Here is a 13,971-nt window from a genome sequence, read left to right as displayed (position 1 = left end):
AGCTTAAAAAAACCTGAATGTGTCTTGAAGTAGCAATTGTAAAAACTGTAGTCCAATAATGGCAATCAGCACAGATAAGTCTAAACCACCTAAAGGCGGTATAACTTTTCTAATGGGTGCTAAGAAAGGCTCAGTTAATTGATAAAGAAGGTAATCGATAGGCGTTTGGCCTTGTGATACCCAACTTAAAATGGCGCGTAGAATCAACACCCAAAACATAATGGAAAGGGTTTCTTTTACCACTTCAATCAGTGCAACGATTGCGATACCTACTGGATTCAAACTTCCACCAGCCATCAGTGAAAGCGTAATTATTTTTAACGCCGCAACAACAAGCGCTAGCACGAACGTAGCCGTGTCGAAGCGTCCGATTGAAGGGATTATTCTGCGCAACGGCCCCACGATTGGATGTGTGGCCTTTACAATAAACTGGCTCATAGGGTTATAAAAATCAGCCCTAACCAGTTGCAACCATAGGCGTAAGATAACCACCATTAAATACAGACCAAATAGTGTATCTACCAGAAAAACCGTTGCATTCATGTTTTGATGTTCCTAAAAACGTTAAAGCTGTTTTGCCATTTCTTCAGCGCGAGCTACCGCAGCGCGCATCGCTTTACTTACGATATCACTCAAATCCAGGTCAATTAAGGTATTGACTGCCGCAGCCGTAGTGCCGCCCTTAGAGGTAACTTGGGCACGAAGCTCACTTAATTCAAGGTCAGGATTGTGACAAACCATTTCAGCCGCGCCCAACATGGCTTGCTGTACCATCAAACGGGATTGTGCTTTATCGAAGCCCATGTTTATGGCTTCCTCTTGCATGGCCTGTAAAAACAAGAAGAAATACGCTGGGCTGCTGCCAGCGGCGGCGATAACGCCGTTAATACCGTCTTCTTCTTCTACCCATACCGTTTCACCTACGCTATTCATCACATCATCAACGTAAGTTTTATTGTCTTGTGACACGGTAGTGTCTGCGTACATGCCTGACATACCCTTACCAAGTAGGCTTGGCGTATTTGGCATTATACGAACAACAGGGTATTCCCCGCCTAACATTTCCTGTAATCGAGAAACGGGTAACCCAGCTGCAATGCTAAGAAATAACTTGCCAGATAAATCGTTGTTCTGCTTAAGTTCTGTGCACATATCACCCATCATTTGGGGTTTAACGGCTAGCACAATAGCATCGGCAAACTGGCAGGCTTCATCATTAGATTGGGTAATTTGAATACCGAATTCCTCTTTTAATTTATCGAGTTTCGGAGTAGACGGGTTGCTCGCTAAGATGCGTGTCTTATCGTAGCCAGACTGAATTAAACCACTAATGATGCTACGGCTCATGTTGCCCGCGCCAATGAATGCCAATTTCTTTTGTTGCATATGAATCCTATTGTAAGTTGAAAAACTAACAGCGTTCAGTAAAAAATAGTAGGAACTAGTTTCGTGAGCCAAAGATAGCTGTGCCAATTCTTACCATGGTAGACCCATGAGCGATGGCGCTTTGCATATCACTGCTCATTCCTACGGACAGGGTATCAAAATTGGTCAAGTTTGTATGGTATCGGTCGAACAATTCCTTTAAAGCACTTAAGCTTTGCGCTTGTTCATGGCTGTCCGGGTTCGCTTTAGGAATTGCCATCAGCCCGCGCAAGCAAAGTTTGTCCTGCTGGCCAATAAAGCGCACTAGCTCGTCTACTTCTTCGGGTTTTACTCCTGACTTATTCGCTTCATCATCAATATTAACTTGAATACATACATTCAAAGGCGCCATATCCGCCGGACGTTGGTCATTCAAACGACGCGCTATTTTTTCTCTGTCAACGGATTGCACCCAATCAAAATGCTCGGCTACTATTTTTGTTTTGTTCGATTGAATTGGGCCTATCATATGCCATTCAATATCACTAAGTGCAGACAGCTGCTGTATTTTATCTACACCTTCTTGTATATAGTTCTCGCCGAATGTACGTTGTCCTTCTTCATACGCTGCCATAATATCCGATACCGGTTTAGTTTTGCTCACGGCTAGCAATTTAACTGAATTTGGTGGACGATTAGCGTTGGTAGTAGCTAGGCTCACATCCTGTCGTGCACTATTGAGTCTTTCTGCTATTGTTTGCATTATTCACCTTTTTGAGGAGTTGTTGTGGATATTACCGAACTTTTGGCTTTCAGCGTTAAAAATAAAGCGTCAGATTTGCACTTATCAGCAGGTCTGCCACCTCTTATCCGCGTAGACGGAGAAATGCGTAAGCTTAATGTACCCGCATTAGATCATAAACAAGTCCATGCACTTATTTATGAAATAATGAATGACATGCAACGTAAAGAATACGAAGAGAACTTGGAAACCGATTTCTCATTCGAAATTAGTGGCTTGTCGCGGTTTCGTGTAAATGCTTTTGTACAAAATCGCGGTGCAGCAGCAGTGCTCCGTACTATCCCCAACACAGTTCTGACGCTTGATGATTTAGGTGCACCTGAAATTTTCAAAGAAATAATCAACCAACCTACCGGAATTGTCCTAGTAACTGGGGCCACGGGTTCGGGTAAGAGTACAACCCTTGCGGCGATGGTAGATCATATCAACTCGCATAAGCGTGAGCACATTCTTACTATTGAAGATCCTATCGAGTTTGTGCACGAAAATAAGATGAGCCTGATAAACCAACGGGAAGTACATAGAGACACCCACTCATTTAGTAACGCGCTTCGCTCTGCATTACGTGAAGATCCAGATGTTATTTTAGTTGGTGAATTGCGTGATTTAGAAACAATTCGTTTAGCCATTTCAGCTGCGGAAACTGGGCATCTAGTATTTGGTACTTTGCATACTAACTCAGCGCCTAAAACGATAGACCGTATTATCGATGTGTTCCCTGCCGAAGAAAAAGCGATGGTGCGATCTATGTTGTCTGAATCACTACGAGCTGTAATTTCTCAAACCCTGTTGAAAAAGGTGGGGGGAGGGCGAATAGCTGCGCACGAAATCATGGTAGGTATTCCGGCGATACGAAATCTTATTCGTGAAGATAAGGTGCCTCAAATGTATTCCGTTATTCAAACGGGGCAAGCTTCGGGTATGCAGACTATGGATCAGTGTCTACAACGCTTGTTGGCGCTAGGTGCAATTTCTAGAGAAGACGCTGCCGCTAAATCGAAAGACAAGCAATCGATGAGTAATTTTTAAGGACGAGTAATGTTAGATCGCTTTTTAGAAAAAATGGTAGAGAAATCTGCTTCTGACTTATTCGTAACCGCTGGCTTTCCCGTTAGCGCTAAGGTGCACGGTAAGCTTACCCCAATTTCGGAAAATTCGTTTAATGATGAAGATGCATTAGCACTTGTTCATGAGGCCATGAATGAAAAGCAAAAAGACGCATTTCATACTACCAAGGAATGTAATTTTGCCATTGTGCGAGAGGGACTAGGGCGTTTTCGTTGTTCGGCATTCTGGCAACGAGATCAAGCCGGGATGGTGGTACGTCGTATTGTTACCGAAATACCTAAGGTTGATGATCTTGGTTTACCCTCGGTGTTAAAAGATATCATTATGTCAAAGCGCGGCTTGGTGCTTTTTGTAGGGGGAACCGGCACGGGTAAATCGACCTCCTTGGCCGCACTCATCGGCCATCGGAATAGTAATTCTTTTGGGCATATTTTAACTATTGAAGACCCTATTGAATTTGTACACGAGCATAAATCTTGCGTGATAACTCAGCGTGAAGTGGGCATAGACACCCACTCATTCGACGATGCATTGAAAAGCTCACTGCGACAAGCGCCAGATGTCATTCTTATTGGTGAAATTCGTTCAATGGAGACAATGGAATACGCCATGTCGTTCGCTGACACGGGTCATTTGTGTGTGGCAACACTCCATGCTAACAATGCTAACCAAGCCATTGAGCGCATTATGCACTTAGCGCCAAAAGACCAACACGACAAGTTACGTTTTGACTTAAGCCAAAATATAAAAGCTATAGTAGCGCAGCAGCTTCTTCCAACAAAAGACGGTGAGGGGCGGGTAGCCGCAATTGAAATTCTTCTAAACTCTCCTTTAGTAAGCGACCTTATTCAACGTAATGAAATAGGGAGCTTGAAAGAAGCCATGAAAAAGGGCAAAGAGTTAGGGATGCAAAGTTTCGATATGGCGTTGTACGATTTATATCGCGAGGGCAGTATTGATTTAGACCAAGCCTTACACCATGCAGATTCCCCCAATGATTTGCGTCTAATGATAAAACTAGACTCTAACGATGGGTCGAGTTTGGGCACATTATCCAATGTCTCGATAGATATGGATGACTAAAACTCTTGATTAAGCTTTTTACGTCGTCCGACGCTTTCTTACTTCAGTCGGTGAAAAGTGAACTCGATGCACTCTCTATACCTTACCTAGTGAAAAATGAATTTGCCGGTGGGGCGGTGGGCGAGCTGCCATGGCAAGAATCTCAGCCAGAACTTTGGCTAATAGATGAATCTTGGTCTGCCAGAGCCAATAAGGTTGTGAATTCGCTAATGGACAGCCACAAACCTACCGAGCAGTTCCCGTGGGTTTGTGGAAATTGTGGTGAGCCAAACGGTGAAGCTTTTGATACTTGCTGGAAATGTGGAGGAAGTAGGCCTTAGCGTTACGGGTTTCTGGTTTTCTTATTCATTAATTCGTGATTGAAACTGTGGGTGTCTTGCAATGATAGCCTTAGTCTGAGCTACTTTACGCTGGGTGTAAAAAGAGTGGGTGTCCAAGAACGTCATCCAAGAACGTCACAAGAACGACAGGCGTCCGACCAACGGCGAATGAGGTGTTGAAAAGGTGGGTGTCCAACTAGTGGGTGTCCAACTAACGGCGAGAAACTACTCGCCGTATTGGTTTTCAACCCAGCTGGTAAAAATCACGCAGGCCGATACGCTGTCTATTTTTTCTTTGGTTAGCTTTTTATAGCCGCCGAGCTCGAACAACATAGATTTAGCATCTGTTGTGGTAAGCCTTTCATCGCATAAATCTACCGCCACTTTGAATCTACCATGCAAGCGATTAGCAAATTTTTTGGCGCGCAGAGTAACTTCTTGTTCGGTGCCATCCATATTTAACGGTAAACCAACCACCACAAGCTGCGGTTGCCATTCTTCATAAAGCTTTTCAATAACATTCCAATCTGGAATACCATCACGGGCTTTTAGCGCGGCTAGCGGTGACGCTGTTCCGGTAATTTCTTGTCCTACCGCCACACCTATACTTTTTGTACCGAAGTCGAAAGCCAGTACTGTTCTACTACCAATATCAGGCATGCCCAGCTCCTGGTGCGAGCTGCCACACATCTACCCCAAGTTTATTAACCGCTGCCTGCCACTTTTTATGTATGGGAGTGTTAAACAAAATTTCGTCATCGGCCTCTATGGTTAGCCATGAGTTATCTTGCATTTCCTGTTCAAGTTGCCCCGCCGTCCATCCCGCATAACCTAACGCGATAATGGATGAGTCTGGTCCTGTATTAGTACCAATCGCAGACAAAATATCTTTTGAAGTGGTAATCATAACGTCAGGCGATAAGGTCAAGCTTGAGTCCCAGCCACTTTGACTGGAATGCAGCACAAATCCTCGCTCTTGGCTCACTGGTCCACCAGCAAGAATAATCTGTTCGGCTTTATCTTCTGCCACGGTTAAGTCTTTGTCGGTTTGCTCGAGCAACGCTTTCAAGTTCATGGTTGAAGGCTGATTTATTACCAGCCCCATGGCACCGTCTTTGTTATGTTCGCAAATATAAGTGAGAGAGCGGGAAAAATACGGGTCATCTAGCGAGGGCATCGCTACTAGAAAGTGGTTTTGTAAACTTTTCAGTTCTGTCATTTTTTCCTCTACTTCTCACTTACCTACTGTTAGTGCAAAACGCTGCGTAGCTACTTATTTATAAGGCGCTTTTCAATTGCGTCGAATAACGAGGCCATAATATTAATATTATAGTGACCTTCTATTTCTCTTACGCAGGTTGGGCTAGTAATGTTTATTTCTGTGATTTTCTCACCAATCACGTCCAGCCCAACAAATAAAATATTGTTGTCTCGTAAGGTGGGAGCCACAGCTTCAGCTAACGCACGATCGGTTTCTGAAATTTCCTGGGGCCTGCCTGTTCCTCCAGCAGCTAAATTACCACGGGTTTCCCCTTTGGTAGGTAAGCGTGCTAAACAATAAGGAATCACTTCACCGTCCACAATAAGAATACGTTTATCACCATCTTTTATTTGTGGTAAGTACGCTTGAACCATCATGTAACGCTTGCCCAAATTGGTTAACGTTTCAATGATCACGCCTAAGTTATTTCCATCTGGCTTCACTCTGAAAATTGAAGCGCCGCCCATTCCATCCAAAGGCTTACAAATAATATCTTGATGCTTGGCATGAAATTCACGAATAAGCTTCTGATTATTGGTTACCAGTGTGTTAGGAATGTGCTCAGGAAACAAAGATGTGAACAATTTTTCGTTGTAGTCTCGAAGCGCTTGCGGATTATTTACAACCAGTGCGCCCTGGTCTTGGGCAAGCGATAGAATATGGGTCGCATATAAAAATTCGCTGTCGAAGGGGGGATCCTTACGCATAAGTAACACATCAATGTCGCCAAGTGAAACAGTATGCTCTTCACCTAGGGTGTAAAAGTCAGTCGCTTGATCACGCACGGTAATGGTTCTAGCCAACCCCATTGGCTTGCCATTATCTATATAAATGTCTTTGAGTTCGAAGTACAGTACGGTAGCGCCACGGCGCTGGGCTTCAAGCATCATAGCTAGGCTGGTGTCTTTATGCGGCTTGATCACCGCGATAGGATCCATAATCACGCCAAGGGTGTAGTGCATGTATGTTCTCACTTTTTGATAAAGGTAGATAAGTTGGCCACAGCGTTACGCACTAATCATGCAAATTGACTGTTGGTACATTTTATACGTCGAAGTTGGTTTTGGTATGAATACCACTAAATGTTAAGTGGGGGCACACAGCATTTAGATCAAGTATCGAAAAAACCAAACTTTCTAATAATTAACCTGTAAAGCTCGCTTTAGCTGCCTGCTTAAAAATCGCCATGTTGGGCTTGCAGAATACTAATACTGCTAATGGCCGCTGTTTCAGTACGCAGTATTCGCGGTCCTAAACTGCACGACGTAAAACCGCTTTCGTTCGCTTGATGAATTTCAGCCTCGGAAAGTCCGCCTTCTGGGCCAATTAACAAACGAAAGCCTTGGGAGTTATATGGTTGACGGGCCAACGGCTTCTCTGCACCAGGCGCCAATACTAACCGTGAACTCGAGGTCGACTCAGATAACCATTTGTTAAGTGCAATTGGCGGGTTCAGCAAGGGAAGTGTATTTCTGCCACTTTGCTCACAAGCACCAATGATGGTCTTTTGCCATTGATGCAGCTTTTTTTCCCATCTGGCTTCATCTAGTTTAACTGCACATCGCTCTGTCAAAATAGGGGTGATTTCGGTAGCACCTAGCTCTACGCTTTTTTGCAGCACTGTATCCATCCGGTCACCTTTAGACACACCTTGCCCTAAATGTATAGTTAGCGGTGATTCTTTGGATAATGATAAACACGCATCGGCTTCTACAAAAACCTTTTTTCTTTGGGCATTGATAATCTGTGCGCTGTACTCATTACCGTCGCCATTAAATAATACGATGGGATGATTCGCTTTCAAACGAAGCACACTGGCGATGTGATGCCCAGCTTCTTCGGTCAACTGAAATTCTTCTTCAAGAGGAATTGGATTGGGGTAATAAATTCTTGGTATGCGCATTGGTAAACTAACTATGGCGGATAATGTGGATATGATACGTGGCTAGAGCAAGTGGATGCAACGCATCGTAGCTGAAAAATCGCTACAATGCGTTGTAAAAAGCTATTTTGGTCAGAGTTTCGCTAACAATAATAGTGCGATGACTATTTACGCTGCCGAAGGTGTTGAAGTGGAGTTTTGCGTTTCATTCTTCTGAGGAGGTAATACTTGTCCGTCCTTACGTGCGTACTTGGTATGTTCACCTTTATCTGTTCTCAAAGAATACAAGAACAATGCTGCTACGATAATTGCCAGTAATATAAAGTAAAACATAGATTATTCCTTTTATTCTATTTGCTAAGCTATACAAAATGACAATAGCAATACATGCTAACGTCATGTTCGGTTCACATTCTTTTCAAATGTATTTCAGCGCTTTGCAGACTCTATAAAGCATCCTGCTTATTTTGACGGAAAATTCTACACCAATTGGACTAAAAAATCATCAATTCTCGTAGAATTTTTCGATAGTCCGTTATGGCTGATTCACTTTTCTGGGTTGCAAACTAACTTGACGAGGTATTGAGAGTAAATTGCTTAAATGACACTCTAATGACGAAATTACGACACTATTCTTAAATAGCTCGACAATAATTTTGAAGAAAAAATTAGCAGGAAAAAGTCGACTTTAGGATAACATTTGTTGGCTGTAGGCCACGTAAATATTAGACTTTTGACCTAAAATTGCCCTTTGAGCTTTAAAGTCATTGGCGTCAATCTAAAAGCCTGCTACTTTAATTCGGCTTACACTACGATTGATAAAAAAAGGACAAAATTATGGAAGAAAATTTATCATTATTCTCATCGAGTGATGTTGAACGCTACATTAACGATTACGCAATTCCATGGGGCATTAATATTGCCATGGCGATTGTTATCTACGTTATTGGTCGAATCGTTGTAGGATTCATCCTATCTATTTTTCGCCGTCTAATGGCAAAATCAAAGTACGATGCAATGTTGGTGGACTTCTTAGAAGCCATAATAAGCGCTATTTTGATGTTGTTTGTTATCGTGGCGTCGCTAGACCAGCTTGGTGTTGATACAACCTCACTTGTTGCGATTTTAGGTGCTGCAGGTTTAGCCATTGGTTTGTCACTGCAAGATTCACTGAAAAACTTTGCTGCTGGCGTAATGCTTCTTGTATTCAAGCCTTTTAAATCAGGCGATTTTGTTGAAGCTGCTGGAACTTCAGGTACGATCAACAAGATTGGTATCTTTACTACCACAATGACCACTCCAGATAACAAAGAAATTATTGTGCCTAACGGTGGCATTTACAGCAATAACATTACTAACTACTCAGCGAAAGAAACACGTCGTGTTGATATGGTTGTTGGTATTGGTTATGACGCTGACTTACGCAAAGCAAAAGAAATCCTTAATGAAATGGTTCGCGCCGATGAGCGTATCCTAAGCGAGCCAGCACCTACTGTTGCCGTTTCTGAATTGGCTGATAGCAGCGTTAACTTCGTGGTTCGTCCATGGTGTAAAGCGTCTGACTTCTGGGGCGTTAAGTTCGACTTTACTGAGCAAGTTAAACTTCGCTTCGACCAAGAAGGTATTTCAATTCCATTCCCACAAATGGATGTACATCTTCACAAAAACGACAGCGAATAAAATTTTATTCCCTGACACAAAAACGCCACATTAATGTGGCGTTTTTGTGTCTGAATTTTACGTTGGCGACGTCGAATGACTAGCCACAGTTGGGGCGATACGTTGATGCCTGATAATCGGTATATGCAGCGTTCATATTTGCTTGTAAGTTGCTAATTCGCGTTTGCGGGGCAGGGTGAGTTGAAAGCAACTCTAAAGGACGATCGCCGCTGCTTGCTGCATCCATGTTCTGCCATAAATTAACCGACTGACGTGGGTCGAAGCCAGACATGGCCATAAGTTGGAGGCCAATAACATCGGCTTCAGACTCATGGGTACGGCTAAATGGTAGTTGAACCCCAACTTGTAAACCTAGGCCAATGGCTGCCATGATAGGTGCAGTTTGTGAAACTTCGTTCATCGCCAAAGCGGCCCCTGCCGCTTGGGTGCCCATATTGATAAGCGTTGATTGAGACATACGTTCATTACCATGTTCTGCAATAACATGGCCGACTTCATGTCCGATGACCGCCGCAAGCTGGTGTTGGTTCTCAGCAACATTTAATAATCCCGTATAAACACCAATTTTACCTCCTGGCAAAGCAAAGGCATTAACCTGCTCATCATCAAAAACAACGACTTCCCACGTACCATCGAACACACTGTTAGGGACATTCGCGGTGATCGCCTTTGCAACACACTCAACGTAGCTGTTTTGAACTGCTTTGTTTGAGATTTTGAGTTCTTCTTTCATTCCGCTAAATGCTTGGTCGCCCATTTCCGCCAATTGAGATTCAGAATACAAGAGTACCTGATTACGACCTGTAGGCGATGTAGCACAAGCTGTCACAGCAAGAGCTACAGCGGCGATTGATGCGGTAAACCTCAATTTCATATTTTAATCCTTGTTTTCGCGAAATAGAGAAATATTAGTGAGTTACGACCCATATTATTGAATACGTATAGTGCGCAAGAGCAGACCAATATTAGCTTCTATTAATACTACAAATCGGGGTGTTATTCATTTGTAAATTTACCCTTTTGCCAAATTAATATTTGTGTCATACACTGGCTCTAGCTTATATACAGATGTAATTAAAATAATAGCTAAATCTACATTGTATGTCATAGGTTCGTTCACGTGCTGAAGGCGAGAATTGAGAAGCCCTGTTGGCAAGCTGAGGTTTGGCGTAACAACATGATAAAAAGGAAATTAAATGTCTGCGCAGTCAAAATTCAAATACGGCGTCTTAGCGCTACTTATCTCAGCGGCCCTTACTGGCTGCGGTCTAGATGGTGACGATGGTGCACAAGGTGAAACAGGTGCTCAAGGCCCTCAGGGCGAGCAAGGTGAAGCGGGTTCTGATGGCGCCGATGGTGCTGATGGTAGTGATGCCTCGTTAGGTGTTTCCCTTGACGTTGTTGCCCGCGCCTTTTTGGGTAACATAACGTCGGCTGAAATCGTGCAATATCATGCTGCCACCCAAACTATTTATGCCACCAACGGTGAAACCAACGCTATAGCAGTTATTGCCGCTGATACAGTAAGCACCACTGTTATGAGCGACCCAATCAATACTACCAACCTTACGGTGAGTAATATCACGCTACCTGCAGATATTGACGGTGTAACCTTAGGAAGCCTCACCAGTATTGCTATTAGTGGCGACCTAATGGCTGTTGCAGTGCCTGCTGATGTGAAAACAGATAACGGCTACGTACTTTTCTATAATGGGTTAGACACTTCTGCTCCGGTATTTCTAGATTCAGTCGTTGTTGGAGCATTACCTGACATGGTGACTTTTACGCCAGATGGCGGAAAAGTATTGGTGGCTAACGAAGGTGAGCCTTCAGATGATTATACGGTTGACCCAGAAGGCTCTATCTCGGTAATTAATATTCTTGCAAGTGGGGAGCCTGAAGAGACAGCGACCTCAGTGAACTTTACGGATTTTAACGGCAGTCAAGACGACTTAGTTGCGCAGGGAATGATGTTCCCTAATCCAAGTGGCCGCACGATTAAAGGCGTAGATATTGCTACCACTGTGGCTCAAGATCTAGAACCAGAATATATCACGGCGACTAACGATGTAGCGTACGTCAGCCTACAAGAAAACAACGGTTTAGCCATTCTTGATCTTGAAGAACTAACCGTAGAAATTGTTGGCTTGGGTGTAAAAAGTTGGTCTGGCTTGAATATTGATATTCAAGAAGATGGTAGCGTTAGCTTCGGTCAATATGACGGCCTTTACGGTGTATATCAGCCTGATACTATAGCCAATTATTCATGGAAAGATGCTACGTTTGTTGTCACTGCCAATGAAGGTGATGCTCGCGAATACTTCTTTGAGTCTGCTGACGAAGCAACCTGCCTAAGTGAAGGTGGACTAGAGTTTGATGAGGACGATGGCTGTTTAGCTTATATCGACGAAGTTAAAGTTGAAGACTTAACGGCAGAAGCGAATTCTGAACTTGCTGACTTACAAGCCAATGGCGAAGCAGATGATTTACGTGTCACTAATGCAATGGGCGATGCGGATGGTAACGGTGAATATGATGCAGCTTATGCGTATGGTTCACGTTCATTTACCATTTGGGATCAAAACGGTTTAGCGGTTTACGATTCAGGCGATGATTTTGAACGAATTACTGCATCAGTGCATGGGGCGTCATTCAATAATGGTGATGATGAAAACGAAGGTGATTCTCGTTCTGAAAATAAAGGACCTGAGCCTGAAGCATTAACCATAGGTGTTATAGGTGATAGAACTTATGCGTTTGTTGGTACGGAACGGATGGGCGGTATATTCGTATACGATGTGACCAACCCTTACGATGTTCAGTTTGCCGATTACATTATCAATCGCGATTTAACAGAAGGGTTATCAGCGTCTGACGTTATTGGTGATTTGGCGCCTGAAAGCCTTGTATTTGTTAGCGCAGAAAACAGCGCAAGCGGCGTTCCATTGTTACTTGTAGGTAACGAAGTCAGCGGCACTGTTACGGTGTGGCAAATCACGCAAAACTAAGTGAAACGCGGTAATAAGTAGAAAATAGTGAGCAAAAACACTAGGTAGAAACCTGTGATGAAACGGCGCCCTTGGCGCCGTTTTTTTATGTAAACAAAAAAACGTGTACATTTTATGCCTAGGGTAAATCGTTGAGCGGTGATTACATAAGGGATGGTTTGAGTTAAGCTATAACTATACGTATTAACATTGAAACGATAAGTGCAGCGTAGTAGCGCTCAAATTGTCTGAGCACAGATTGTGGTTGCCTGCTAACAGTCTGTCGGATTTCACTTATCCTATTTCTCCGTTATGTCATGGCCGTATGGCTTAAACAGAAATAATAGATAAAGAGAATGCAGATGTCTCAACAGATCGTTGTTAGCGGTGTGGGTGTTTGGCACCCTGAAAGCAGTATTACAAATCAGGAACTGGTAGATAGTTATAATGCGTATGTTGATTCGTATAACGAAGAGCATAAAGCGGAAATAGAAGCACAGCAGGTTACTGCAAAACCTTATTCTAGTGCCGAGTTCATTGAAAAAGCGTCAGGTATTAAAAGCCGATATATTTACCAAAAAGAAGGTGCGCTTGATATTTCGCGCATGAAGCCCAAAATTGAGGCTCGTGAAGATGAAGCGCTATCTCACCAAGCGGAAATAGCAGTAGAAGCAGCCAAATTGGCGTTGGCTTCTGCAAATAAAACCGCCCAAGACGTTGATGCCGTTATTGTATCTTGCGCCTATACACAACGTGCTTATCCAGCTATTGCGATTGAAGTGCAAGAAGCGCTAGGCATTGAAGGCTTTGGTTTCGATATGCTAGTGGCGTGCTCTGCCGCCACTTTTGGTATGCACCGCGCGTACGAAATGCTAAGTGCCGGTAATGCTAAGTGTGTATTGGTAATAAACCCTGAATTAGTGTCACCACAGATTAACTATACCGACAGAGACAGCCACTTTATTTTTGGTGACGTAGCGACAGCGACGGTATTAGAAACAGCTGAAACTGTGAATAGCAAACACAGTTACGATGTTATGAGTACAAACGCGGTAACTAAGTTTTCAAATAACATTCGCTCAAACTTCGGTTACATTACGCGTACAGAAGATGTAGACCCTTATGGCGCAGATAAGCTCTTTCATCAAGCAGGGCGTAAGGTATTTAAAGAAGTGTGTCCAATGGCAGCAAATCACATAGAAAGCCACTTAGACAGACATCAGTTAACGGCGACAGACGTAAGACGTTGGTGGTTGCATCAAGCGAATATCAACATGAATACGCTGATCATAAAGCGTTTATTGGGGCGCGATGCTAATGCTGATGAAGCACCTATTGTTCTAGATGAATATGCTAATACGGCATCAGCAGGATCTGTGATTGCTTTTGGATTGAACCATGAAGATTTAGTCGCCGGTGATATTGGTGTGTTGTGCTCTTTTGGAGCCGGTTATTCAATTGGGTCATTGTTACTTAAAAAACGGTAGGCGATTAGCCTAAGCTGGCAGTAACCTAGTTTGTTG

14 protein-coding genes are annotated in these 13,971 nt (G+C 43.4%); 6 read left to right on the top strand and 8 right to left on the bottom strand.

Annotated features, from left to right (window positions below; all coding sequences use genetic code 11):
* Positions 1–3: 3 nt before the first annotated feature.
* The 3 genes from KYS23_RS05735 to KYS23_RS05725 are packed head-to-tail and all read right to left on the bottom strand — an operon-like array spanning position 4 to position 2,128.
* Positions 4–543, bottom strand: coding sequence for a YggT family protein (locus tag KYS23_RS05735; protein WP_159532828.1), 540 nt, complete (start codon positions 541–543; stop codon positions 4–6).
* 21 nt (positions 544–564) lie between these two features.
* Complete coding sequence (gene proC, locus KYS23_RS05730) at positions 565–1,386, bottom strand: pyrroline-5-carboxylate reductase (RefSeq protein WP_218418207.1); 822 nt, start codon at positions 1,384–1,386, stop codon at positions 565–567.
* Positions 1,387–1,441: 55 nt separating this feature from the next.
* Positions 1,442–2,128 (bottom strand): YggS family pyridoxal phosphate-dependent enzyme, encoded by a 687-nt coding sequence (locus KYS23_RS05725; RefSeq protein WP_218418206.1) that lies wholly within the window; start codon positions 2,126–2,128, stop codon positions 1,442–1,444.
* A gap of 24 nt (positions 2,129–2,152) precedes the next feature.
* Between KYS23_RS05725 and KYS23_RS05720 the strand changes: the two genes are divergently transcribed.
* From KYS23_RS05720 to KYS23_RS05710, 3 genes are read left to right on the top strand one after another with little or no spacing between them, the layout of a single operon-like run.
* Positions 2,153–3,196 carry a type IV pilus twitching motility protein PilT gene (locus KYS23_RS05720; RefSeq protein WP_159532822.1) on the top strand — a complete coding sequence of 348 codons (1,044 nt, stop codon included), beginning with the start codon at positions 2,153–2,155 and terminating at the stop codon, positions 3,194–3,196.
* A gap of 9 nt (positions 3,197–3,205) precedes the next feature.
* Positions 3,206–4,318 carry a PilT/PilU family type 4a pilus ATPase gene (locus KYS23_RS05715; RefSeq protein WP_159532820.1) on the top strand — a complete coding sequence of 371 codons (1,113 nt, stop codon included), beginning with the start codon at positions 3,206–3,208 and terminating at the stop codon, positions 4,316–4,318.
* 5 nt (positions 4,319–4,323) lie between these two features.
* Positions 4,324–4,638, top strand: a complete 315-nt coding sequence (locus tag KYS23_RS05710) for a putative signal transducing protein (protein ID WP_159532818.1) — start codon at positions 4,324–4,326, stop codon at positions 4,636–4,638.
* A 225-nt stretch (positions 4,639–4,863) separates the two neighbouring features.
* On the opposite strand, the gene ruvX is transcribed toward KYS23_RS05710, so the two are convergent.
* The 4 genes from ruvX to KYS23_RS05690 form a co-directional block, all read right to left on the bottom strand.
* The gene (gene ruvX, locus KYS23_RS05705) at positions 4,864–5,298 is read right to left on the bottom strand and encodes a Holliday junction resolvase RuvX (RefSeq protein WP_159532816.1); all 435 of its coding nucleotides are present in this window, start codon (positions 5,296–5,298) and stop codon (positions 4,864–4,866) included.
* On the bottom strand, positions 5,291–5,857 hold the full coding sequence (locus KYS23_RS05700) for a YqgE/AlgH family protein (protein ID WP_159532814.1): 567 nt from the start codon (positions 5,855–5,857) through the stop codon (positions 5,291–5,293). Before KYS23_RS05700 ends, ruvX begins: the two co-directional genes overlap by 8 nt.
* 50 nt (positions 5,858–5,907) lie before the next feature.
* On the bottom strand, positions 5,908–6,861 hold the full coding sequence (gshB, locus tag KYS23_RS05695) for a glutathione synthase (RefSeq protein WP_218418205.1): 954 nt from the start codon (positions 6,859–6,861) through the stop codon (positions 5,908–5,910).
* A 212-nt stretch (positions 6,862–7,073) separates the two neighbouring features.
* Positions 7,074–7,802: a 16S rRNA (uracil(1498)-N(3))-methyltransferase gene (locus KYS23_RS05690; protein WP_159532810.1), complete on the bottom strand. Its 729-nt coding sequence runs from the start codon at positions 7,800–7,802 to the stop codon at positions 7,074–7,076.
* An 816-nt stretch (positions 7,803–8,618) separates the two neighbouring features.
* Between KYS23_RS05690 and KYS23_RS05685 the strand changes: the two genes are divergently transcribed.
* Positions 8,619–9,461, top strand: coding sequence for a mechanosensitive ion channel family protein (locus KYS23_RS05685; RefSeq protein WP_159532808.1), 843 nt, complete (start codon positions 8,619–8,621; stop codon positions 9,459–9,461).
* Between the two features lie 79 nt (positions 9,462–9,540).
* Here the strand turns inward: KYS23_RS05685 and KYS23_RS05680 are convergent, their stop codons facing one another.
* Positions 9,541–10,335 (bottom strand): M48 family metallopeptidase, encoded by a 795-nt coding sequence (locus KYS23_RS05680; RefSeq protein WP_159532806.1) that lies wholly within the window; start codon positions 10,333–10,335, stop codon positions 9,541–9,543.
* A 322-nt stretch (positions 10,336–10,657) separates the two neighbouring features.
* On the opposite strand from KYS23_RS05680, the gene KYS23_RS05675 reads away from it, so the two are divergent.
* Together KYS23_RS05675 and KYS23_RS05670 are read left to right on the top strand one after the other, a co-directional pair.
* Positions 10,658–12,469: a choice-of-anchor I family protein gene (locus tag KYS23_RS05675; protein WP_159532804.1), complete on the top strand. Its 1,812-nt coding sequence runs from the start codon at positions 10,658–10,660 to the stop codon at positions 12,467–12,469.
* Between the two features lie 341 nt (positions 12,470–12,810).
* Positions 12,811–13,935 carry a beta-ketoacyl-ACP synthase III gene (locus KYS23_RS05670; protein ID WP_126873792.1) on the top strand — a complete coding sequence of 375 codons (1,125 nt, stop codon included), beginning with the start codon at positions 12,811–12,813 and terminating at the stop codon, positions 13,933–13,935.
* Positions 13,936–13,971: the final 36 nt, after the last annotated feature.

It is taken from the genome of Alteromonas lipotrueae, assembly GCF_019249255.1.
In the GTDB taxonomy this organism is placed as follows: Bacteria; Pseudomonadota; Gammaproteobacteria; order Enterobacterales; family Alteromonadaceae; genus Alteromonas; species Alteromonas lipotrueae.
The sequence above is the reverse complement of the archived record's forward strand: the minus strand, read 5'-3'. Positions and strand labels throughout refer to the sequence as shown.